We start from the raw sequence: 21,128 nt of genomic DNA, 5'->3' as shown, positions 1-21,128 counted from the left end.
TTTTAATATATGGCAATTGTAATGATTTTCTGAATATATTGCAAGGGATTTTGTTAGGAAAAGTCAAAAAATATCGGTTATTGTATAGGAAACGCTTGCAAAACTCCACCCGAACCTACTTTTATGTAACAATAAGCAAAGAAAAAATTGTTATACAAATGTTTCGCAAAAAATATTGAAAAACCCTTTAAAATTAAAAGAAAATTCAGAAAATATAATTCGACATAACTATTAAAAGGGGATTATTCCTTAAATTCGTTTCAAAGAAATAAGTATAAATCCGATAAATAGAATGAATATTCTTTTTATTTCTGATAAAATTGAGGTATTGTTTAATTGAAAAGGGGATATCATTATGAAATTAGAAACGGAAAGATTATATATAGTACCGTGTACAGAAGAATGGATTCAAATTGCGAATAATCAAGGATACAATAGTGGCCCACATATTGTAGGGCATATAGAAAATGTGAAACGAGATGTGGCTTCATTACCGTGGGGACCGTGGTATGTTATTCGGAAAGAGGATGATGTGGTTCTAGGTGATATAGGATTTAAAGGGAAACCGAATGAGCAACATACGGTAGAAATTGGTTACGGATTTATTGAGAAATATTGGAATAAAGGGTATGCAACAGAAGCAGTTAGTGAATTAATGAAATGGGCTTTTCAAACAGGGGAAGTGGAAACGATTATAGCGGAGACACTCCTTGATAATTATAGCTCTATTCGTGTCTTAGAGAAATTACATATGAAAAGAGTAAATAGTACTGAAACGATGGTCAATTGGAAAATAGAAAAATAAAAAATACCGCTCGAAGTAAATCGGGCGGTATTATTATTAATTATGGTAGCATTTGTTTTTGATCTTTCGGATAGCCGGCTGTCGATACGTTAGAACGATTGGAATGATTACGAACAGCAATAAAAATAGATATAATAACGACAAGACCAACTGCAACGTAAGAAAGTGAAATAATAGTTGGATCTACTTTAAATGTAGTAAGCAGTGTACGTATATTCGTAAAGATAATAAGTCCGCCAACGAGTACGCCAAGTAAATGAGAAGGAACGATGCGTACTAACCATGCGGCGATTGGTGCGGCAACAATACCACCAAGCATGAGGGCAAATACCCAAACCCAGCTTACTTGTTCCCAGCCAAGTGAAATGAAAAAGCCAATCGTTGCAGCGAGTGAAACAGGAAATTCACTCGTATCTACAGATCCAATAACTTTTCTAGCTTCATTTCCTCTTGCAAGAAGAACAGGTGTCGTAATCGGCCCCCAACCACCGCCGCCAGTTGAATCGACGAATCCAGCGAATAAGCCAAGTGGTACAAGTTGTTTAGCAGACATACGCTTATTTGAAGAAACAATTTGTTTTTGAATGATGAATCGTAATAAAATATAAACCCCTAAAGTAAATAAAAATATGGAAATGTACGGTTTAATTACATCACCAGGTAAATTGCTTAAAAAACATGCCCCAATAAATGCGCCAATTGCTCCTGGTAATGTAAGTCTGGAAACTGTATATTTATCAACGTTTCCAAATTTGATATGAGATGCACCAGAAGCGGCGGTTGTAACGACTTCAGCTAAATGAACTGATGCGGAAGCTACAGCTGGTGCGATACCAAACATTAATAATAGTGAGGTAGACGTTACCCCGTACGCCATACCAAGTGCGCCATCAATCAATTGAGCGAAAAATCCAATAATAGCAAAGACAATTAATTTCTGCATAAATAATCCCCCTGTAATAATAAATGAAAAAGACACTTTTCCCGTATGAGAAAAGTGCCTTTGGTTTTTCCAATCAGCAATAATTAAATTTGTTTTATTATAATACACATTAATCGTATAAATCAACTGGGTTTTAAAGTTTTTTGAATTGAACGAAAGAAAAATAAAATATACAATAAAAGGATGGAGAGAAAGGGGAGAAAGACTATGTTAGCATTTGATCATCTCGTTCACGCAGTGCATTGTACACCGGAGGAAGCGGCAAAACAAATGCAGGAGCATGGATTTCATACTGCATTAGGCGGTGAGCATACGACTTGGGGTACTTGGAATAGTTTATGTTATTTTGATTTATCATATATAGAATTTTTAGCAGTTCAGCATGAAGAAAAAGCGAAAGAAGCAGAAAATCCATTAGTACAAGAAACAGTGGTGAAATTAAAAAATGGAGAAGGGATGCTACAAATCGCAATTCGAACAGATGCAATTGAAGAACTAGCAGTTAAATTTAGTAAGCACGGCTTACATACGATAGGACCATTTGAAGGGAAACGGATGAGAAAAGATGGCCGGCTTTTAGAATGGAAAATGTTATTTGTAAAGCAAGAAGAGAATGGACCGAAATTACCATTCTTTATACAGTGGAATGAAACGGATGAAGAAAGAAGAAACGATTTACGTAAAATAGGGACGATCACTGAACATAAAAATAAAGTACAAGAAATTGAAACGATTCATTATACAGTGAAAAATGTTCGAGAAACAGTGCGGAAATGGAAAGAAGTAATGGAGCTAACTGCAAATTCAATCATACAAAATGAAGAATGGAATGCTGAGTGTCAAAGTGTATCGTTTGGTGATGTTCATGTGCAGTTTTGTGAACCAGTTGGAGAAGGGCTAGTACTAGAACGTTTGAAGCATCATGGCGAATATCCATTTGCAGTGGAGTTTAAAGGGGAAAATAAACGAGAGTATGAAGTGTTAGGTAGTTTGTTCGTATATTAATAGAGGTGAGTTTTGTGGAAGAAATGTTAAGAGAGATAGAAAGAAAACTAGAGTGGTCACGTATTGTAAAATGTACAGCAATTACAAAAGGTTTTTCACATGAAGAGAAGTATAAAATTGACCTAGAGAATCGAGAAACTTATTTTGTAAAAGTGTGTGATTCTGCTAATTATGAACGAAAACAAGAAGAATATATGTATATGAAACAATTGGAGTTATTACATATTCCAACGCCGAAGTTAATTCATTTCATAAAACTTGAGGGATTAAATAAATGTGTTCAAGTATTTGAATGGACCCAAGGTGTAAATGGTGAAGAAATCTTAAGCAAGCTATTGGTGGAAGAACAGTATAATGCAGGAAGAAAAGCAGGAGAAATATTAAAGAGAATTCACTCGATAGAAAGAGAAAGTGCAAGTAATAAATGGGAAATATTTAGGTGGAATAAGTATGAAAGGTACATAGAGGCATTAGCAGATTATGAGGTGAATTTTCTGGATTTGAAGCCAGTATTCACCTTTGTAGAACATCATAAAGATTTATTGAAAAATCGGCCTATCACATTTTTACACGATGATTACCACCCAGCAAATAGTATGATTCACAATAAAGAGTTTATCGTTATTGATTTTGGTGGATATGATTTTGGCGATCCAATACACGATTTTTATAATGTAGCGATTTTTACTACAAGAATAAGCAAACCATTTGCGGTTGGACAAGTTCACGGTTATTGCGGAGGCGATCCGTCAATCCACTTTTGGAAACTGTATTCATTATATGCAGCGATGACATTCCCAGCGGATATCGTATGGACAAACCGAACTACACCACATTTAGTAGAGGATATGAAAGAAAGATTGAACCGAATTATAGAAGATCATAATCATTTTTCATCTTATATTCCAAAATGGTATCAATCACAACATGAGGATATAATAAACAATAAATAACGGAGGGATTCATTTGGATAAAATTGCGGTAATTTCAGATATACATGGTAATATTCCGGCATTAGAATCAGTACTGAAAGATATTAAATTAAGAGGAATTGAACGTATTATTTGTCTTGGAGATTTAGTAGGAAAAGGTCCGCATTCTAGCGAAGTAATTGAAATCGTTCGTAAAGAATGTGAAGGAACCGTAATGGGAAACTGGGATGATTTCATTACAAAACCGACTGAATTTGAAGCGTTAAAATGGCATCAAAAACAATTGTCAGAAGAACAAAATGAGTATTTAAGAAGCTTACCATTTTCAATCGAGTTTTATATGAGTGGGAAACTGATTCGTATGTTCCACGCTTCACCGAGAAGTTTGTATGAAAGAATTCAACCACATGCAACAAGAGAAGAGCGTATTAGTATGTTCGAAAATAGTGAGCTCACAGAGAATATAGAAGGGGAAAAAAAACCAGATGTCGTTTGTTACGGTGACGTTCATCAGGCGTATGTGCAAAATTTTAGAGGGAAAACGTTATGTAATGCTGGTAGTGTAGGTAATCCACTTGAAATTACACAAGCTTCCTATTTAATTTTTGAAGGAACATACAATGAAAAAGAAGCAGCAAGCTTTTCGATTCAACTCGTACGTGTACCATATGATATTGAACTAGCCATCCGATTAGCTGAAGAGTTGGATATGCCAGAAATTGAGGAATACAAACAAGAGTTACGGACTGCTTTATATCGAGGTTTTAAGGGGAAATAAGGAAAATATAAATCAATAAAAATATATCTATCATAACTTAAAATATTTCAACGATTTTTTTAATATATCGATTTACCAACAAATAGCGATAAATTTAATTTACTGCAATTATATTATGTAAACAACATACAGGAGGGAATGTCATGCTCCGAAAACAATACATGAAAGAAATTGCTGATCATATTTTAACGTTAAAATTAACCCATCCAATAAGAGTTGGAGTAAATGGTATAACAGCTTCAGGAAAGACAACATTTGCAAACGAACTGGCAGAGGAAATGAAAAATCGGGGAGTGCAAGTAATACGCACCAGCATTGATGATTTTCATAACCCGAGAGTGATTCGTTATGCACAAGGAAAAGAGTCTGCAAGAGGGTATTATGAAGATGCACACGATTATACAGCTTTCAAAGAAAGGCTATTAAAACCTTTAGGACCTAACGGGAATTTACAGTATGAAACGATTTCTCATAACTTAATAACGGACATGCCTGTACATAATACGCCGCTAGTGGCCTCGCCAACTATGGTGCTAATAGTAGATGGAACATTTTTATTGAAAAAAGAAATTGAGTATCTATTTGACTATAAAATTTTCGTAGATACAGATTTTGAGACTGCGAGAAACCGTGGTGCAGAGCGCGAGACTGAGGCTTTTGGAAGTTATGAAGAAGCAGAGAAAATGTTTATAAACAGATATCATGCGGCTTGTAAGATGTATATAGATGAGCATAATCCGAAAGAATGTGCGAATGTTATATTTCAGAATAGTAATTTTGATGATCCGGTAGTTGTATTTAAATGAATTTAAAATCGTTTATATAGCAAAAAGTTCGTGAAAGGGGATGTGTTGGGTGGATAAAAAAGATAATCCGAACGATTGGCCTGTATGGGCGAATGAGTCAGTAGAGATAGTTAATGCAAATCCTGATTGGCAAGATAAAGGACGATGTGAAGAACAGCAACTTTATGAACTGCTTACTCCTCTCGGTATTAGCAAAGTAATACATATAGGAAGTACATCCATACCTGGTTTACCTGCAAAACCTATCATTGATCTAATGGCTGAAACAGACTCATTTGATAGAGTGCTCGATATTTCAGCAAAATTGTCTATATATGATTGGCATTATGTAGGCCCGGAATTAGATGAAAGACCTTGGAGAAGGTTCTTTGTGAAAGTGAAGAATAATAGGCGTGTAGCTCACCTGCATTTAATGGTTAAAGGAACTGAGCGATGGGAGCAACAACTTTTATTTCGTAACCGCTTACGAGAAAATCCACAATTAGTTTATGATTATTCAAATCTGAAACAAGATTTAGCTAAAAGATATAACCAAGATAGAGAAGCATACACAAAAGCTAAAACAGAGTTTATTAAACGAGTTCTAAAATGATTTAATTTTTGATTGTAAATACGTTTGAATACAAATGAAAAAAATACTTTATTTTATAACTTAAACTTACATGAAATGCATGCAAACAAAGTGAGAAGCTTTGGTGTTCCAATGTATTTCCTTTTATTTCTCGGGAGAAATTTATATAATTGAATCAAGTTCATAGAAAGATAGGGACTAAAACTATATTAAAAGTCGACTTAATTTTATGAGGGAAATTACAGGGGATAAGGCGAAAAGAAGTTAAAAAACGTAAAAAGGGGACAGGAAATATAATGACAGAAGTACTAGAACTAAAAGAAGAATTACAACAAATTCAAAATAATAATTATGCTGTGCCAGAAGATGTAGATGCATATCCATATGCACAGTGGATGCTAGATTATATCGGATCACCTGATGCTGAATTACGTGATGATTTGATTTATAGTACGCTTCACAAATGGATTACAAATGATGTATTTAGACAAAAAGAATTACGAGGATTAATGCTACAAGCGATTAGTCCTGATTATTTATTTTATAAAATTGGTGAAAAGGGCACAGATTCTGTATTTAAACGTGCGTTCTCCGTATTAATTCCGCCGCTTATTTTATCTGTTCATGAAAGAGAACCACTGTTATCTGAAGAACAACTGTATAGTGTGGCAGAACAAGTTCTGGAATATGTCTATTTAGAAGAAGATGTAAGAGGTTACGTAGAAGGAAAAGGCTGGGCACATTCTACTGCACATGCGGCAGATGCACTAGATGCTTTAGCACGTACAATACAAAATCGTGAGTTTTCATATGCAATACTAGCTGCTGTTCGTCAGAAGGTTCGATTGAATGACTACGTATACATACACTTTGAGGATGAGAGATTAGTAACGCCAATTATGTCGTTACGTAATCAAAATCTTTTAACTGAAGAAGAGTGGAGCAATTGGCTACATAGTATAGCAATTGTTGAAGACATCCGACATCCTCAGCATGCTATTTTAGTACAAAATATAAGAGCTTTCTTAAGAAGTTTATATTTTACAGCTTTAGAGAATGAGGGTGCTACTGCCTTTACAGATGATATATTGAAGACTTTGAAGGATTTGCGTAGGTATTAAAAATAGCGTTTGAATTGGAAATTTTAAAAGAAATCCATACTTAGAAACAAAGAGAAAATATTAATTTTGAAAAATTTATTAGAAATTTATTTTTACATTGTACCCTTTCAGTATAGGCTGAAAGGGGTGTCAAATGAAAAAAATATTGAAGATAGTAAAGATTATATTTTTTGTTTGTAGCAGCATTATTTTTCTTGGAACAGGCGCTGTATTCATATATCATAACTATCAATTAAGAATGGAATCGAAATTAATGAACAATGAAGGGGAACTTGTTAATTTCAATAATAAAAAAGTGAATGTTTATAACGAGGGGAGCGGGAAGGATACTTTTGTATTTATGGCCGGATCTGGAATTGCCGCTCCTGTTTATGAATTGAAAGGATTATATAGTGAATTTTCGAAAGAAAACAAGGTTTCTGTAATTGAGAGAGCTGGTTATGGATACAGTGATGTTTTTCATGATGATAGAGATATTGATACGATATTAGAACAAACGAGAGAAGCGCTTATTAGAAGTGGAAATAAACCTCCCTATATTTTAGTGCCACACTCTCTATCGGGTATAGAGGCTATTTATTGGGCACAAAAATACCCAAGTGAAGTAAAAGGGATTATTGCGTTAGATATTGGTTTACCTAATCAGTACGTAACTCATAAAATAGACGAGGTTGATTCATTAATAATAAAAGGGATGAATATTTTAACGAAAATTGGTTTTCAGCGATTAGTTCCTTCTATTACTTATAATCCCGAAGTAATTCAGCAATCCTTTTTAACCGAACAGGAAAAAACTATTTATAAAGCCCTCTCATATAAACAAGCTTTTAATGATGATATGAAGCAAGAACTTTTACAAAGTTACAATAACAGTAACAAATCTAATTCTTTATCATTCCCAAAAGAAACACCAATTTTATTTATAGATGCGATTGCTAGGGAAAATAAAAACTCGAAATATACAAAGCAAAAAAACAGAGATTATGAGGAGTTTGCTAGCAAGTTATTGATAGCTGATGTGAAAAAAATTGAAGGTACACATAGTATTTATTTATACGCTCCTGATGAAATATACAAACTTGTAATGGATTTTATTAATAATAAAGTAGTGAAGAACTAAGCTATTGTTATTTTAGTGATGGAAGGTCTACATAATGAAAGAATATAACATATTAATTGTTGAAGATGATTTGATGATAGGAGATTTATTACAAAAAATTTTGCAGCGTGAGAAGTATAAAGTGTATTGGGAGAAAGAAGGAAAGAATGTTCTAGATGTAATCCATGAAATAGATTTAGTCATAATGGATGTTATGTTACCAGGTGAAGATGGTTATCAAATTACAAAGAAAATAAAAAATCTAGGATTAAATATTCCAATCATATTTTTATCAGCTCGGAATGATATTGATAGTAAACTAAAAGGTCTTACCATTGGAGAAGAATACATGATAAAACCTTTTGATCCTCGAGAATTATTGTTAAGAATTCAGAAAATGTTAGATAATCAATATGGTACTTTCACGCAAATTAAACATTTATTTATAGATGCAGAATATAAAAGGGTTTTCATTAATGGTTTGCGTGATGAAGTTGTGTTTACAGCGATTGAGCGTAAAATATTTTTCTATTTGTATGAAAATAGGGATAGAATTCTAACAAAAGAACACTTCTTTGATTACTTATGGCAACTCGAAGATAGAAATCAAAATATCATGAACGTACATATAAAGAAAATTAGGACCAAAATCGATGATAAAACAGGTAACATAATTCAGAACATATATGGAGAAGGGTATAGATTAAATACCTTTATGAAGAAATGAAATTAAAGAAGAAATATCAGTTATTACTATTCACTGCTATTATTAGCGTACCATTGTTATTATTGTCGATTAGTATCTTTGTATCAGTTATTTATAATGTTGCCTTTAAAACTAAAAACAAGAACATTCCTTTTCATGAATCCTTTGCATATCCTACTATGTTAATCATATTTTTATTATCACTATTAGTATTAGCTTTTGTATTTTCAAAATCGATTAATTCATTATTAAATAAAATTAATGTATTAAATCAAACGATTCGAGATTTAGCAAGTGATAAAAAAATCCCTAATATAATAGATGTCAAAAGCGATGATGAAATGGGGGAACTGATTAGATCAGTAAACTTGCTAATAGAAAGAACGACTTATCGAGAATTAGAACTACAACAACAGGAACAAATAAAAAAAGAACTATTAAATAAATTACGGCATGATATTAATACACCCTTAACAGCGGTTAGATTACAATTATATTATTTAGAAGGCGAATACGAGGAACAAGCACCAGTACTTGAATCACTGTATGAGCAGATACAATATATAAGTGATTTAACTAACGAATTTAATGTTCAATCTACAGAGACATTAGAGAATACTTATATTGTGAATGATGAAGTGAATATACATAATTTAATAGAAAATATGATTAAAAAATGGAGCTATTTGTATAGCATTCATAAAATTGAATTAGTATATAATCCACAAGATGAAGAGTTGATATGGAATAGTAATGAGTTATGGATTCAAAGGCTATTTGATAACATTTTTCAAAATGTCCTTAAACATTCACAAGCTAGAAAACTTGAGATCCTCATAGGCAATGATATTGTTTCCTTTAGAGATAACGGGATTGGGTTTGATATGAATAGTAAAGGAACGGGACTCGGCTTAAAAAATATTGAAGATATATCAAAGATGTTCGATATAAAATACACTTTACAATCAAATAGTGAGGGGACTATGTTTTCATTTGAAAACACTCAAAAGAATATTTAAATTTCTAGTGTAAGTTGTATTAGTAACATCTATCATGTCGTTACAGAACCAAAAGCTTTTAACTGAAGAAGAGTGGAGTACGTTTTTTACACAGATGCTATATTGAAGATTTTGAAGAAACGACATAGATATTAAAAAGACTACCGAATTAGAGCATGTGGTTCATCACCAGATTCCATCATAAAAGAGCATTTAAACAAAGAATAAGATTTAAAAACCGATTATTTCTGTGGGTTCCCTACAAAAATAATCGGTTTTTTAGTTGAATTGAAATTTTAGAATTAATTATACACGAGCTTATATGTAACGAATTTATTAAATATGTAGTTGCGGATTTTCCTCATATAAAGTATTCACATATTGTTTTAAATTCTTGATGAATAATAGAATATCCTGACTAGGCATTCTAGCATGTTGAAGATGAAATATGTTTCCTTTTCCGATTTCTAATTCGTTTGAAGTCAAAGTAATAGGAACATTTCTAAAGGCATGCCATGGGAAATACAAGTGTACAAAAGTTTCTCTAAAATATATACCAGGTTCACAAATTAATACTCCATCGGATCCTTTACCCAAATTACCAAGGACTGATGTATCTAAAAAAGCAATGATTTTTTCTTCTTTTGGAATAATATATTTTGCTCCAATTTCCTTTAACTTTTTGTGTGAAATATGAGTATCTACAAATAAACCATTATCAGGTTCTAATAATTCATCATGCGTCTCAAACAAAGAACAGATTGATTTTATCTCATTAATTTTTATAACTGGATGTATATCATTTTTCTTTGAATTATGGAAAGAACTTATAAGAGTCATAAGTAATTCTTTAAATAACAGTGGCGGATAATCGCTTCCGCTAATATTAAAGCTTTTTTGTGCATCAAAAGATAAAAAGCCATCTTTATCAATTTCAATTTGTTGCACTTCATTTAATTGATCCCATGTCATATTCCCTGTACCTAATAACCAATTTTTCCAGTATAAACCCGAACTTGTAAAGTAAACACCATATTTTCCTGATCCAAACAAGTTATAACTTAAAAAAGCAAAAATTCGGTCATCAATTGGTATAGAAAAACGTTTTTTTGCGACTGATAAGAAATCTTTAGGGATTCTAGTAACATAAAATCTAGACTGCTGATATTCTAAACAAATATCAGTTAAACGATTAATATCTATATTCAACATGATAATTCTCCGTTTCTTAAATATTTTCGATATAATAAATTATAATATCATCAGGTAAATATTAACAGTTCGAATTCACTTATATTGCGAGCTACTCTATAAAATTTAAAAATGAATTTCTAATAGATTGAAAAAAATATGATTGGGGTAATCTCTTTGTGGTAGTGTATTTTTGTTAACTTGATGGGAAAAGTACATAAAATCAACACCTCACAACCATACTAATAAAATGTGTTGGAGGTGAAATTTATGGACAAAAAAGACTTTGAAAAAGTTTATAATGATTACTTACATCAAGGAGAAGAGCAAGCTCAATTTGAAGTAGTTCAGGAAGTTGATTCAGGAGCAGAACAAATTGTTGCCGTTCGTAAAAATGATGATGGGGATTTAATTGCTTTTAAGACAAGTAGCGGGAGAGAGTTAGATTATATTACTGCTCTTAGTGAAGCGAAATCAGGGAAGTTAGTTCATGTGGACGTATTTCATAAGTATGGTAGAGATATTATACGTAGTGAACCTGATGGAATAAAGGAAAATAACTTAGATAATTTACCTTCATTTTAAACAGGTAAACCTCAAGAAGAGAATGTTCATTTGGATATTCTCTTCTTTGTTTTGCGAAGTTTTCCTTGCAAATAGACGGTTCATTTTTAAAGTGCGATGATACTTTTAAAGAGCACTCTAAACTTCTCTTTATCTTCTGCTGTAAATGGTTTCGGTCCCTTTGTACGCTTACCGCTTTTTCGAACCATTGCACTTAAATACCGTGTTTGTAACAATTGTTCAATGTTTTCATTCGTATACTTATAGCCTTTATGGTGTAGAACGATACAGCCTTTTGCTAAAGCAAGCGAAGCAAGACCATAATCTTGCGTTACGATTAAATCTTCTTTTTTTGCTAACTGCATAATCCGGTAATCCGCAGCATCCGCTCCGGAATCAACATAAATTGTTTCTACTCCTGTTGGCTGCTTAGCATTAGAATAATGAGAAAAGCTAGTAACGAGGGTAACAGGAATTTCAGCATTCGTAGCTTCATAAATAATCACATCTTTTACAGGACAAGCATCTGCATCAACGTAAATTTTCATTTTATCACTCCTAAAACTAGGTTCGAGTTGATGATAATGGTAGATTTTTCTTTTGTCAAACGAGAAAGCTTTATTTAAAGTTATTTTCCACAAACCAAAATAGCCTCACGCAAACGAGAAATACCTTCCTCAATTTGATCAATATTCACTTTTCCATAAGATAAACGAATATAACCATCTTTCGCGCCGAAAATACTACCTGGCATAAAAGCAATTTCTTGTTTTAAACTTTGCATAATAAGTTGTTTTTCGTTTATAGGTTCGTTTAATTTTCCCCATATGTATATACCACCGGTCGGGCTTGAGAAAGAGATTTTATCGTGAAGTTGCTCGTTTAGGGAACGAACGATAATGTCTCTTTTTTCTGCAAGTTGTTTTCGTAACGGTACGATATGCGACTGAAATGGTACAGTTTCGAAAAATTGTTGTATAAGCCACTGCGGGAATATACTCATTCCTAATTCCATTTGGTGACGCGCATCTGATAATCGCTCTACGACAGACTGCGGAGCGACAAGCCAGCCAACTCGTAACCCTGGCGCAATCATTTTTGATAAGGAATGAACATAAATGACTGTTCCGTTTTCATCAATCGATTTTAAAGTAGGGCAAGGTTGTTTATTTTCTAACGTAAGTAAACTGGACGGGTCATCTTCAACGATCGCGATTCGTAAGTCTGCGCAAAGTGATAGCAGTTTCTTTCTACGGTTTGGATGCAGCATCGTTCCCGTAGGGTTTTGGAAATTTGGATTTAAAAAGATCATTTTAATACGATGCTTTCTATATAACTCTTGCACATCGTCTGGATTAATACCGTGTTCATCGACAGGTAATGGAAAAATACGAATACCTGCCGATTGGAATAACGGTAATGAATAACAGTGTGAAGGGCTTTCGAAAGCGACTGCGTCACCTGGATTTAATAAACATTGTACGATAAGGTGAAGTGCTTGTTGGGCGCCGGATGTAATCATAATCGATTGTTCGGTCGCTTCAACTTTTAAATATTCCTTCATATATTTTACTACCGCTTGTCTTAGCGGGAGATACCCCTGGGGATGATCGTAACTTAATGACTGCGTTAACGGTTGTTCTCGCAAAATTGTTTGTAGTTGATCGTGAGGATAGAGATTACAACCGAGCTCTCCGTTTGCGAAATCTATAATGTTCTCATTTTGTTGTACTTCTGCCCGAATATGGCGAAGTAACGGTAAGTTTGGTAAAAAAGTACCACCTTCTACGAAACCTCTCCAGTTCGGCGTTAATGTTGGAGAAACGCCCCACATATGTGTACTCACACGTGTACCTTTACCAGTCGTACTTTCTACAATTCCCATAGCACGTAGTTCATTATAAGCGGTCGTTACCGTACTTCGGTTTACATTTAACTGCGTAGCTAATTTCCGTTCTGAAGGGAGGAAGCTACCTGGAGGAAGTTCTCCGTATGTAATACGTTTTTCAATAAAGTCAACAACTTGCTGATAAATAGGGATTTTACTGTCGTTATCTAGCTTCCATTCCATACAAACGCCTCCGCAAATCTTATATACATTAAGTATAACAAATTGGCTGGGTAAAAAAACAGCCAATTGGACGGTGTTATATCCAGCCAATTTTACTATGCTAAATAGGGAAGGGGAGATTCGGATGAAACGATGGCAAATGGAGTGGCTCCTAGTATCAGTTGCATTAGTATGGGGAGCAAATTATACAATTGGAAAGTATGGCGTGGCATTTATGTCATCCATTCAATTTAATAGTTTACGATTTTTAGTAGCATCACCGGTATTATTACTTATTACATTTATTATGGAACGCTCATTACGTATTGAAAGAAAAGATTGGTTACGATTATTAGCAGTTGGTATCGTTGGAACGACAATGTACCAAACGATGTTTATGCTATCTGTGAAATATACTTCAGCAACGAACGCCTCATTATTAATTGCGATGTCACCTATATTTACAGGGATATTAGCAGTATTGCACAAACAAGAACGTTTTTCGATGAAAGTACAAATTGGTTCAATAGTAGCATTTATTGGTGCAGCATTCGTTTTATTAACAGGTCATACGGGAGGAGCTACATACGAGTATGCGTGGCTCGGAAATGTAATTGGATTAGTCGCAGCAATTGCGTGGGGATGGTATCCCATTTTAGCGCAACCACTTATTACAAAATACTCCGCAATGAGAGTCACATCATGGTCTACTTTAATTGGAATTGTACCTCTCGTTATATACTGTTTATTCAACGTAAATACATTAACGTGGCCAGTAGATATGCCAAGCTGGGGATCACTAGCATATTCAATCGTCTTTGCGACAATTTTCGGACTTGCAATGTGGTATGTCGGTATTAGTAAAATAGGTTCAACGAAAGTAATGGTTTATATGTATCTAGTACCATTGTTCGCAGTTATCTTTGCAGCTGTAACAATTGGAGAGCAAATCAATATGATGCAACTCGTTGGCGGACTTATTATCTTTATCGGCTTATATGTTGTAAAAAAAGGTGGAATCAAAAAGCCAGCTCTCAATTTGAAAAAAGTAAGCTAACAGTAAAAAGGATCTCTTTCATATAGAAGGAGATCCTTTTTTATTTCGTAATAAAAGCGCTTGTTCAACGGCCCATTTTTGATGATCATGAATGAGAAGCTCTACAGCAAGTAAAGGAGACATCCACTTTAAAACATGATCATCTTCACAGTTATTACTTTGCTGATGTACCATGTTTGCGCTATAAAAGAACCCATCGTTTAAATAATATGTATCTTCCTTTTCTGCATAAAAATATCTTGCTGCATTACCGATATATTGATCAATTTCAATTGCCCATCCTAATTCCTCTAGTAGTTCACGATGTAAACATTCTTCTTTTGTTTCATTACCTTCCATACCGCCACCAGGTAAAAAGTAACGGTCTCCTTTTTGGATAACAGCAATCTTTGAAGAAGATGAATGAAAAATAACCGAATAACAACTAGGCCTTAATACATAATGAACGGTACGTTTTTTCGAGCCAAACGTGAGTTTTGAAATCATAAAACACGACCTTTCTCTATAAAATACATAAAAGGAATATTAAGGAAAATGTAGAATTATATAAGTATAATCTTATAGGAGTGGAGTGATAACAACATGATAAATCGAAAATGTTCAAGGTGTAAAGAAATAACGGGTACAATACATGGGGGTAAAAAAATAAAGGAAGAATTTTTGTGTGAAGATTGTCTACAAAAAGGAATTGCGAGCGGGGAAATCGAATTATCACAAGTGGAAGAAGAACAAACCTCGTATCTTTCTATAAAAATATTAAAAATAATGAGTGTTATTTATTTAATAGTATCTATTATAACTGCTTTTTCTGCTGGAGCACTTATACAGGATCCAGGGCTTGGTGGAATATCATTTTCAATAACAGGTGCAGTTGGTGTTATGATAATTGGATCGATATTCCAGTCTGTTCTTGTATTTTCAGGTATTTGGGTATTCATTCTGTTAGTCGAAACGGTTATTAAAATATATGAAAAAATGAAGTGAGTGAGAGGGAGAAATACATGCGAGTAAGAAACATTCAAGGGGAAGATTATGTAAAGATTCATTCTGTATTAAATGATTGGTGGGGCGGAAGAGATATGGCTAGTATGTTGCCGAAGTTGTTTTTCGTCCATTTTCAAGAAACGAGTTTTATCATTGAAGAAGATGGAAAAACGTTAGGTTTCTTATGTGGATTTTTTTCGCAAACGCATAAAGATGAAGCGTACGTTCATTTTATCGGTGTAAATCCGAAGTTTAGACGAAAAGGAATCGCATCGACGTTATATTCTTATTTCTTCGATGTCGCTCGTGCAAATAACCGTAAAGTTGTAAAAGCGATAACGTCACCAGTTAATAAAAAGTCAATTGAATTTCATCAAGAAATCGGATTTCAAATTGAAGCTGGGGATGATGAAATAGAAGGTGTATCCGTACATACAAATTATGATGGGAACGGCGGGAGTAGAGTTTTATTTTTAAAAAATGTGTAAAGTAGGCTGACGTAAAGTTAGCCTTTTTGTTGTGAGGAGGGATAAATATGGAGAGTTCTCAAAGTAGAAACGAGTATTTACGACGTATTTATAAAGTGCAAGACTATATAGAATCACATATAAATGATTCACTTTCAATTGAAGATTTAGCTAATGTGGCAGGCTTCTCAAAATTTCATTTTCATAGAATTTTTAAAGGGATGATGGATGAGCCGTTATCTCGGTATGTGAATCGTTTGAAGTTAGAGAGGGCAACACACCTTCTTACTTATCGTACAGATATGACGATTACAGACATTGCGTATTACTTCGGGTTCACAGATTCAGCAGTTTTCTCCCGGACATTTAAAAGTTATTACGGAGTAAGTCCGTCTCAATATAGAAATCACAATAGCAAGAATTGCAAAGACGTTAGCGAAGATTCTCAATACAATGAGTGTAAGAAGGTTCGAGGAGAGGTCGAAATTGTAACAGCGGACAAAGTAAACGTCGCATACATAAGACATGTAGGTACATATAAAGATTTAGCTATAGATTTTCCGAAAATGATCGAAAAACTATTTCATTACGCATCGGAGCAAAACTATCATGCATTCGAGGATACGAAGGTATTAACAATTTACCATGATCATCATGAGTTCACAGAAGACTATCATTTAAGAACAAGTCTATGTATAACAATTCCGAATGAGTCCGCAGTAGAAACGAGCGACATTGGAATAATGGTAATACCTTCTGGAAAGTATGCGGTAGGTCATTTTGAAATATTCCAAGATGAATATAAAGGAGCATGGGATTTCTTATACGGTGATTGGCTTCCAAATAGCGGATATAAGCCGAGAGATTCGTACCCTTTTGAAGTATATAGAAATGATCCAAGGCAGCATCCCGAACATAAACATATAGTTGATATATATGTACCTATCGAACCTTTTAAATTGTAAATTAAGGAGGAAGAAGGATGGAAACTGTTAAAAAGTTAGATAATATTATAAAAGAAGAATATAAAAATATTAATGGTATGTTAGTAGTACAAAAAGGTAATGTTATTTTTGAAAAATATTATAACGGACACGGGCCAGATGATGCATTTCATATAGCGTCAGTCACAAAAACGATTATTTCTGCGTTAATTGGACTATGTGTAGATAAAGGGTATATAAAAAGTGTTGATCAAAGAGTAATAGAATTTTTCCCGGAATATAACGTTAATTCATCTGAAATAACAGTACGACATCTTCTTACGATGACGGCTCCACATCCTTTTGTAGACTGGCAGGAACCGTTAGAAGAACTATGTACACAAGAGGATTGGGTACAGTATACACTTAATAGAATGGGGGATAGTGGAGAAATCGGATCTTTTAAATACTCATCTGCAGGAGCTCATATACTATCAGCGATTATAACGAACGCAACAGGCAAAAGTGCGCGTGAATTTGCGAATGAGTACTTATTTCAACCACTCGGCATGAGAGAAATTCCAAACTACAATATGAAAGCATTTGGATTCGATGACTTATTCGGAAAAGATGTAAAAGGATGGGTTCACGATCCAAATGGTATTTCGACGGGTGGCTGGGGACTGACGTTAACGGTTAGAGATATGGAAAAGTTTGGACAGCTGTATTTGAATGAAGGTATTCATAATGGAAAACAAATACTATCAAAATCATGGATAAAAGAATCGACAAAAATGAACCAAAATCAATATGGTTACTTATGGTGGTTACGAGAAGAGGCTGGAATCTTTTCATACTGTGCAATGGGCGATGGTGGGAATGTGATTTGTTGTATTCCGGAGAAGGAATTGGTGGTGGTGATTTCTTCTGAAATTATGGCGAATGTGGGAGATAGATGGAAGTTAATTAAAGACTGCATACTTCCTTATTTAAAAGATTAAGATGTGTATTTTTATGAAAATGAAAATGAAAATGAAAGGTTTAGTTATACTTGTTATATTCTCCATGATTGAAATAAGTGCTGTGAGAACGGAGTCGTTCAATTAAAATTAGAAAACTTCAACACCTTATACGATTATTGAATAATTGAAAGGTGTTGAAGTACTTAATGAGCTAATTAAGGTACATTAAGTACTTCAACACTTTTTTTAATTGTTAACTATTTTTTAACTTTTCGATGTATAAGATGCATAATGCAGAGCGCAATTGCTAAAAAGATAAATTTAATTAACTCCATTAGGCTGGCATCCCACTTGTTTTGCAATCCATCTGTTAAAAAAAATACATTAAACATACCATGTAAAATTGAGGGTGGTAGTACAGAACGACCGTACTCTCTCGTGTACGTCAAAATTATAGATAATATAAATAATAACGATAGATAACTTAATATTCCTACAAACCATAACTCATAGTTTTTATAAAAGAGTGCTACTGGTAAATGCCATAAAGACCAAAGTGAAGCTGTAATTATTGCGGTTTGTATTAATGAATATTTTTTTCGTAAATAGTAATGAAGATTTCCGCGCCAAATAATTTCCTCTAAAAATGCAGACAAAGCTGCAATTGTAAGACCAATGAGTAGGAGAAATCCCAATTCATTGCAGTGATTAAATAAGAACTTTATATTATAAATATAAAAATAGAAATGGAGACATAGACCTAGAAGTAGTGGGAATAAAATGGAGAAAATTAGTGATTTTAATGTTGGACGTGAAATGCCAAATGTATGAAAAATTTCTTGTTTCTTATATGCTTTTTGATATAAAAGAACGGCTAACAACGGAACAACCATCGTGAAACCCAAATAACTACGACCATTTTCTATGTTTAGCAAAAAGATATAAAAGAACGATGTGAGAGAATAAATGTAAAATGTTGAATGATAAACTATGTTTTTATTAATATTTATCACCTACCTAAGTACGTATAATTTGTTAATCAAATATTGGATATTTTCATATTGTTGATTCTAGTAATAGAGAAGGGGATTAAATTATATCTCTTTTTTTTGCTAGTATAGTAAGAGATAGAAAGAGACTTCACTAGATGGATAAAAGGCGTTGTTTGAAAGGTGAGGGTATGATGACAAAGTCTAATGTTGTAGAAATCATTTCAGCATTAGTAGCTATTATCGGTGTGTATGTACTAATAAATGCACCAGAAATGGGGAGTAAGGCAACAAGTGAATCTGTTGCAGAGCAGGGCGGTCATATGGATACAAGTACGTATTTAGCTTTATTACAAGGATACGGAAATTCTTATACAATTCTAGGTGCGATTTGTTTATTTATGGGGCTTCTCAGTTTAATTTCGATAATTTCAATTCAAATGTATAAAAGTAAATAGGGGTTGAAAAAAACAATGCTCCTGTCAATTTGATAGGAGCATTGTTTGTATGAATATGAATGATTTAGATTAGATGACCTCATGTTATAGATTAATGAGTGGACATGAGCAACTAAGATTTAATATTAATCAGGTCTAAATCTATGAAAATGTTGAAAAGTAAACATTCCGTATAACTACAGAAGGCTTTTTTAAAACAGGGTATATTATTGGGATATTAATGATCAGTAAGTTGCTCATCTGAATGTACAGAGAGAAATAAAGCAGGATTAGGAAAAATCTTAGTGTATGAAAATCAGCAGTCAATTTTAAAAATAGCGTAACTTAGAATTTATGTCATTTTGTTAGAGTAAATGTAAAAAATACGTAAAAACGTTAATTAAAAGAATGTTTTAACTTTTCTGTTGTTTTTTTCTTATATAATGAGGTCACGGCCCGAAAATAGTTAAATATTTAATTGAAGTAAAACAACAAATCCCCCGTAACTTTTCACAACAAAAAATCGTTAAACAAATGAATAGATTTTTTATCACGAATGGGGGAGAACCATGAAGATTCTAATTCTAGGTGGTACACGATTTTTAGGAAGAGCTTTTGTAGAAGAGGTTTTAAAAAGAGGGCATGAAGTTACATTATTTAATCGTGGAACAAATAAAGAAATTTTTCCTGAAGTGGAGCAGTTAATCGGTGACAGAAATGATGATGTTTCAAGTTTAGAAAATCGAAAATGGGATTTGGTCATAGATACGTGTGGATTTTCTCCTCATCACATTAGGAATGTAGGAGAAGTACTTAAAGATAATATAAAGCATTATACATTCATCTCAAGCCTTTCCGTATATAAAGATTGGATTCCGTATCACATAAAAGAAGATTATATATTACAACCCGAACCATCAAGTGATCAAATAAAGGCTGTGGAGAATGGTGAAGTATCCCCTTATGAGTATTACGGTGCGCTTAAAGTACTATGTGAAAAAGAAGCAGAGAAGTATTGGCCGGGGTGTGTTTTACACGTAAGAGCAGGACTTCTTTCAGGAATGTTTGATTATACAGATCGGCTTCCATATTGGGTTCAGCGTGTAGCAAAGGGTGGGAAAGTATTAGTGCCAGGAAGGAAAGACCGCCCAGTACAGTTCGTTGATATAAAAGATGTCGCAAGTTTTGGACTAAACATGGCAGAAAACAATAAAGTAGGTACATTCAATGTAACGGGTCAGAAAGATGAATTGACGATGGAAGAGTTATTAAATACGTGTAAAAAGGTTACGAATAGCGATGCTGAATTCGTTTGGGTTGATGAGTCGTTTATGCATGAGAATAAAGTGCAGCCATGGACGGAAATACCATTATGGCTTCCCGAAACTTTTGCATTAGAAGGTGAAACAGAGCCATGGAAAGGTGGATTTTCTATTAATATAGAGAGCGCAGTTAAAGAGGGGCTTACTTTTAGAAGTTTAGAAGATACAGTTACAGACGTGTATGGGTGGATGAAAGAGATGCAAGGAAGGGAATTAAAGGCAGGTATTTCAGGTGAGAGGGAGAGAGTATTAATAGAGAAGTGGTATAAAGAAGGGCAAACAAGGGTACTTTTAGAATGATTTGATTTTAAAGGATGTTATAATTTATTGTATATATCATTATTCTAGAAGATATTCTATAAATTTCTAAACTATAGTAATTATTATGAATAGAAAAGAGCACACTTATTCATAGCGA

Annotated in this window: 24 protein-coding genes; 18 read left to right on the top strand and 6 right to left on the bottom strand. The window is 33.6% G+C overall.

The genetic code is table 11. From position 1 onward, the window contains the following. Nucleotides 1-355 precede the first annotated feature (355 nt). Entirely contained in the window at nt 356-805 is a 450-nt protein-coding gene (locus CQ058_RS04335) for a GNAT family N-acetyltransferase (protein WP_002013596.1), read from the top strand. Nucleotides 806-845: 40 nt separating this feature from the next. Here the strand turns inward: CQ058_RS04335 and CQ058_RS04330 are convergent, their stop codons facing one another. Next, on the bottom strand, nt 846-1,748 hold the full coding sequence (locus tag CQ058_RS04330; RefSeq protein ID WP_002127976.1) for a sulfite exporter TauE/SafE family protein: 903 nt from the start codon (nt 1,746-1,748) through the stop codon (nt 846-848). A gap of 207 nt (nt 1,749-1,955) precedes the next feature. On the opposite strand from CQ058_RS04330, the gene CQ058_RS04325 reads away from it, so the two are divergent. The 9 genes from CQ058_RS04325 to CQ058_RS04285 all read left to right on the top strand — a co-directional run bounded on the left by CQ058_RS04325 (nt 1,956) and on the right by CQ058_RS04285 (nt 9,785). After that, nucleotides 1,956-2,753, top strand: coding sequence for a VOC family protein (locus CQ058_RS04325; protein ID WP_002032964.1), 798 nt, complete (start codon nt 1,956-1,958; stop codon nt 2,751-2,753). Nucleotides 2,754-2,767: 14 nt separating this feature from the next. Beyond that, nucleotides 2,768-3,706, top strand: a complete 939-nt coding sequence (locus CQ058_RS04320; protein ID WP_002190052.1) for an aminoglycoside phosphotransferase family protein — start codon at nt 2,768-2,770, stop codon at nt 3,704-3,706. 13 nt (nt 3,707-3,719) lie between these two features. Next, the gene (locus tag CQ058_RS04315; RefSeq protein WP_002032968.1) at nt 3,720-4,463 is read left to right on the top strand and encodes a metallophosphoesterase family protein; all 744 of its coding nucleotides are present in this window, start codon (nt 3,720-3,722) and stop codon (nt 4,461-4,463) included. Between the two features lie 143 nt (nt 4,464-4,606). Further along, nucleotides 4,607-5,269 carry an AAA family ATPase gene (locus CQ058_RS04310; protein WP_002142335.1) on the top strand — a complete coding sequence of 221 codons (663 nt, stop codon included), beginning with the start codon at nt 4,607-4,609 and terminating at the stop codon, nt 5,267-5,269. A 49-nt stretch (nt 5,270-5,318) separates the two neighbouring features. After that, a complete protein-coding gene (locus CQ058_RS04305) occupies nt 5,319-5,861 on the top strand; it encodes a GrpB family protein (protein WP_002142334.1) in 543 nt (180 codons plus the stop codon). A gap of 275 nt (nt 5,862-6,136) precedes the next feature. Next, nucleotides 6,137-6,961 carry a DUF2785 domain-containing protein gene (locus tag CQ058_RS04300; RefSeq protein WP_002190050.1) on the top strand — a complete coding sequence of 275 codons (825 nt, stop codon included), beginning with the start codon at nt 6,137-6,139 and terminating at the stop codon, nt 6,959-6,961. Between the two features lie 133 nt (nt 6,962-7,094). Further along, complete coding sequence (locus CQ058_RS04295; protein ID WP_002032975.1) at nt 7,095-8,081, top strand: alpha/beta fold hydrolase; 987 nt, start codon at nt 7,095-7,097, stop codon at nt 8,079-8,081. A gap of 34 nt (nt 8,082-8,115) precedes the next feature. Next, nucleotides 8,116-8,787, top strand: a complete 672-nt coding sequence (locus CQ058_RS04290) for a response regulator transcription factor (RefSeq protein ID WP_002032977.1) — start codon at nt 8,116-8,118, stop codon at nt 8,785-8,787. Then, nucleotides 8,784-9,785: a sensor histidine kinase gene (locus tag CQ058_RS04285; RefSeq protein ID WP_002190047.1), complete on the top strand. Its 1,002-nt coding sequence runs from the start codon at nt 8,784-8,786 to the stop codon at nt 9,783-9,785. Before CQ058_RS04290 ends, CQ058_RS04285 begins: the two co-directional genes overlap by 4 nt. 315 nt (nt 9,786-10,100) lie before the next feature. On the opposite strand, the gene CQ058_RS04280 is transcribed toward CQ058_RS04285, so the two are convergent. Beyond that, a complete protein-coding gene (locus CQ058_RS04280) occupies nt 10,101-10,976 on the bottom strand; it encodes a hypothetical protein (RefSeq protein WP_002190046.1) in 876 nt (291 codons plus the stop codon). A 249-nt stretch (nt 10,977-11,225) separates the two neighbouring features. Between CQ058_RS04280 and CQ058_RS04275 the strand changes: the two genes are divergently transcribed. Continuing rightward, nucleotides 11,226-11,540, top strand: coding sequence for a DUF3892 domain-containing protein (locus CQ058_RS04275; RefSeq protein ID WP_002190045.1), 315 nt, complete (start codon nt 11,226-11,228; stop codon nt 11,538-11,540). Nucleotides 11,541-11,626: 86 nt separating this feature from the next. On the opposite strand, the gene CQ058_RS04270 is transcribed toward CQ058_RS04275, so the two are convergent. Continuing rightward, nucleotides 11,627-12,067 carry a YaiI/YqxD family protein gene (locus CQ058_RS04270; protein WP_002190044.1) on the bottom strand — a complete coding sequence of 147 codons (441 nt, stop codon included), beginning with the start codon at nt 12,065-12,067 and terminating at the stop codon, nt 11,627-11,629. A gap of 80 nt (nt 12,068-12,147) precedes the next feature. After that, the gene (pdxR, locus tag CQ058_RS04265) at nt 12,148-13,590 is read right to left on the bottom strand and encodes a MocR-like pyridoxine biosynthesis transcription factor PdxR (protein ID WP_002190043.1); all 1,443 of its coding nucleotides are present in this window, start codon (nt 13,588-13,590) and stop codon (nt 12,148-12,150) included. A gap of 124 nt (nt 13,591-13,714) precedes the next feature. On the opposite strand from pdxR, the gene CQ058_RS04260 reads away from it, so the two are divergent. Further along, a complete protein-coding gene (locus tag CQ058_RS04260; protein ID WP_002190042.1) occupies nt 13,715-14,626 on the top strand; it encodes a DMT family transporter in 912 nt (303 codons plus the stop codon). Between the two features lie 18 nt (nt 14,627-14,644). Here CQ058_RS04260 and CQ058_RS04255 read toward each other — a convergent pair whose 3' ends face one another. Continuing rightward, nucleotides 14,645-15,112 carry an NUDIX hydrolase gene (locus CQ058_RS04255; protein WP_105589485.1) on the bottom strand — a complete coding sequence of 156 codons (468 nt, stop codon included), beginning with the start codon at nt 15,110-15,112 and terminating at the stop codon, nt 14,645-14,647. Nucleotides 15,113-15,208: 96 nt separating this feature from the next. Between CQ058_RS04255 and CQ058_RS04250 the strand changes: the two genes are divergently transcribed. Genes CQ058_RS04250 through CQ058_RS04235 form a run of 4 tightly spaced genes read left to right on the top strand, consistent with a single transcriptional unit; the run spans nt 15,209 to nt 18,001 of the window. Further along, nucleotides 15,209-15,610 (top strand): DUF3980 domain-containing protein, encoded by a 402-nt coding sequence (locus tag CQ058_RS04250; RefSeq protein ID WP_002190039.1) that lies wholly within the window; start codon nt 15,209-15,211, stop codon nt 15,608-15,610. A gap of 17 nt (nt 15,611-15,627) precedes the next feature. Beyond that, a complete protein-coding gene (locus CQ058_RS04245; RefSeq protein WP_002190038.1) occupies nt 15,628-16,098 on the top strand; it encodes a GNAT family N-acetyltransferase in 471 nt (156 codons plus the stop codon). Between the two features lie 47 nt (nt 16,099-16,145). Further along, a complete protein-coding gene (locus CQ058_RS04240; protein ID WP_002190037.1) occupies nt 16,146-17,042 on the top strand; it encodes an AraC family transcriptional regulator in 897 nt (298 codons plus the stop codon). Between the two features lie 17 nt (nt 17,043-17,059). Beyond that, entirely contained in the window at nt 17,060-18,001 is a 942-nt protein-coding gene (locus tag CQ058_RS04235; RefSeq protein ID WP_002190036.1) for a serine hydrolase domain-containing protein, read from the top strand. A gap of 218 nt (nt 18,002-18,219) precedes the next feature. On the opposite strand, the gene CQ058_RS04230 is transcribed toward CQ058_RS04235, so the two are convergent. Continuing rightward, nucleotides 18,220-18,975, bottom strand: coding sequence for a CPBP family intramembrane glutamic endopeptidase (locus tag CQ058_RS04230; protein WP_105589484.1), 756 nt, complete (start codon nt 18,973-18,975; stop codon nt 18,220-18,222). 134 nt (nt 18,976-19,109) lie between these two features. Between CQ058_RS04230 and CQ058_RS04225 the strand changes: the two genes are divergently transcribed. Together CQ058_RS04225 and CQ058_RS04220 are read left to right on the top strand one after the other, a co-directional pair. Continuing rightward, nucleotides 19,110-19,409 carry a hypothetical protein gene (locus tag CQ058_RS04225; protein WP_002190034.1) on the top strand — a complete coding sequence of 100 codons (300 nt, stop codon included), beginning with the start codon at nt 19,110-19,112 and terminating at the stop codon, nt 19,407-19,409. A gap of 548 nt (nt 19,410-19,957) precedes the next feature. Beyond that, complete coding sequence (locus CQ058_RS04220; RefSeq protein ID WP_002190033.1) at nt 19,958-21,010, top strand: SDR family oxidoreductase; 1,053 nt, start codon at nt 19,958-19,960, stop codon at nt 21,008-21,010. Nucleotides 21,011-21,128 lie beyond the last annotated feature (118 nt).

This window comes from Bacillus sp. MYb56 (genome assembly GCF_002976445.1).
In the GTDB taxonomy this organism is placed as follows: Bacteria; Bacillota; Bacilli; order Bacillales; family Bacillaceae_G; genus Bacillus_A; species Bacillus_A mycoides.
Note: the sequence above shows the minus strand (reverse complement) of the source record. Positions and strands in the feature narration are given on the sequence as shown.

Coding starts and splice junctions, on each gene's coding strand:
- CQ058_RS04335 (WP_002013596.1), top strand. CDS start 356: ATGAAATTAGAAACGGAAAGATTATATATAGTACCGTGTACAGAAGAA.
- CQ058_RS04330 (WP_002127976.1), bottom strand. CDS start 1,748: ATGCAGAAATTAATTGTCTTTGCTATTATTGGATTTTTCGCTCAATTG.
- CQ058_RS04325 (WP_002032964.1), top strand. CDS start 1,956: ATGTTAGCATTTGATCATCTCGTTCACGCAGTGCATTGTACACCGGAG.
- CQ058_RS04310 (WP_002142335.1), top strand. CDS start 4,607: ATGCTCCGAAAACAATACATGAAAGAAATTGCTGATCATATTTTAACG.
- CQ058_RS04300 (WP_002190050.1), top strand. CDS start 6,137: ATGACAGAAGTACTAGAACTAAAAGAAGAATTACAACAAATTCAAAAT.
- CQ058_RS04295 (WP_002032975.1), top strand. CDS start 7,095: ATGAAAAAAATATTGAAGATAGTAAAGATTATATTTTTTGTTTGTAGC.
- CQ058_RS04290 (WP_002032977.1), top strand. CDS start 8,116: ATGAAAGAATATAACATATTAATTGTTGAAGATGATTTGATGATAGGA.
- CQ058_RS04285 (WP_002190047.1), top strand. CDS start 8,784: ATGAAATTAAAGAAGAAATATCAGTTATTACTATTCACTGCTATTATT.
- CQ058_RS04280 (WP_002190046.1), bottom strand. CDS start 10,976: ATGTTGAATATAGATATTAATCGTTTAACTGATATTTGTTTAGAATAT.
- CQ058_RS04275 (WP_002190045.1), top strand. CDS start 11,226: ATGGACAAAAAAGACTTTGAAAAAGTTTATAATGATTACTTACATCAA.
- CQ058_RS04270 (WP_002190044.1), bottom strand. CDS start 12,067: ATGAAAATTTACGTTGATGCAGATGCTTGTCCTGTAAAAGATGTGATT.
- pdxR (WP_002190043.1), bottom strand. CDS start 13,590: ATGGAATGGAAGCTAGATAACGACAGTAAAATCCCTATTTATCAGCAA.
- CQ058_RS04260 (WP_002190042.1), top strand. CDS start 13,715: ATGAAACGATGGCAAATGGAGTGGCTCCTAGTATCAGTTGCATTAGTA.
- CQ058_RS04255 (WP_105589485.1), bottom strand. CDS start 15,112: ATGATTTCAAAACTCACGTTTGGCTCGAAAAAACGTACCGTTCATTAT.
- CQ058_RS04250 (WP_002190039.1), top strand. CDS start 15,209: ATGATAAATCGAAAATGTTCAAGGTGTAAAGAAATAACGGGTACAATA.
- CQ058_RS04245 (WP_002190038.1), top strand. CDS start 15,628: ATGCGAGTAAGAAACATTCAAGGGGAAGATTATGTAAAGATTCATTCT.
- CQ058_RS04240 (WP_002190037.1), top strand. CDS start 16,146: ATGGAGAGTTCTCAAAGTAGAAACGAGTATTTACGACGTATTTATAAA.
- CQ058_RS04235 (WP_002190036.1), top strand. CDS start 17,060: ATGGAAACTGTTAAAAAGTTAGATAATATTATAAAAGAAGAATATAAA.
- CQ058_RS04225 (WP_002190034.1), top strand. CDS start 19,110: ATGGATAAAAGGCGTTGTTTGAAAGGTGAGGGTATGATGACAAAGTCT.
- CQ058_RS04220 (WP_002190033.1), top strand. CDS start 19,958: ATGAAGATTCTAATTCTAGGTGGTACACGATTTTTAGGAAGAGCTTTT.